The sequence below is a fragment of the Flavobacterium poyangense genome, from assembly GCF_011751075.1.
Classification (GTDB): domain Bacteria; phylum Bacteroidota; class Bacteroidia; order Flavobacteriales; family Flavobacteriaceae; genus Flavobacterium; species Flavobacterium poyangense.
In genome coordinates this window covers 1-521 of sequence record NZ_JAALLN010000223.1, presented here as the reverse complement: position 1 = coordinate 521, position 521 = coordinate 1, and the positions used below count along the sequence as shown (strand labels likewise).

Sequence of the window (521 nt, the reverse complement as noted above, 5' to 3'; positions counted from 1 at the left end):
GCAAAACCGCTACGCTTTTTTTGCTGGAATTGCTTTAGCATCGCGTGCTGCAAGGCGGAAGCAGGCAGAGCTGGCAAATCGCGCGGCCAGCGCGCCGGGACAGGCGGCCGCCTGAGCCAAAGTTACCCAAATCGCTTGTTTCCAGGAGTGATCGCTCGAACTTCGACAAGACGATCTCGGCTGTCCGGCGCAGCTTTTGCACCGGACGGAGAGCGGCATGGGAGCCGGCAAATAAAACCGTCCGAAGCTCTTTCAGAGGGGAAGGACGGAGCATCTCATGAACCGATACTGGCTTTTTGCGCCCGCTATATTGGAGCGTTTGCGCTTTTCGCGGAAACGCGGAAACGCTCCAATTCTTCGTTTTTACGCACTTCCGAACGCAAAATCGCTGCGCACTTTTGCTGGAATTGCTCTGGCTACAACAGCTTTCACCGGTATCGAGCGGGCGTCGGCTGGCGAATGCAGCGCACCTTGCATCGACTACTATGCCTACATGGAAACGGTTGGGAACTGGAACCGGT

Annotated in this window: 1 protein-coding gene; it reads left to right on the top strand. The window is 56.4% G+C overall.

Features of this window, described 5'->3' with window-relative positions; all coding sequences use genetic code 11:
- Nucleotides 1-277: 277 nt before the first annotated feature.
- The coding region (locus G3A47_RS23800) for a hypothetical protein (protein ID WP_208328461.1) at nt 278-521 on the top strand (244 nt) is incomplete at its 3' end.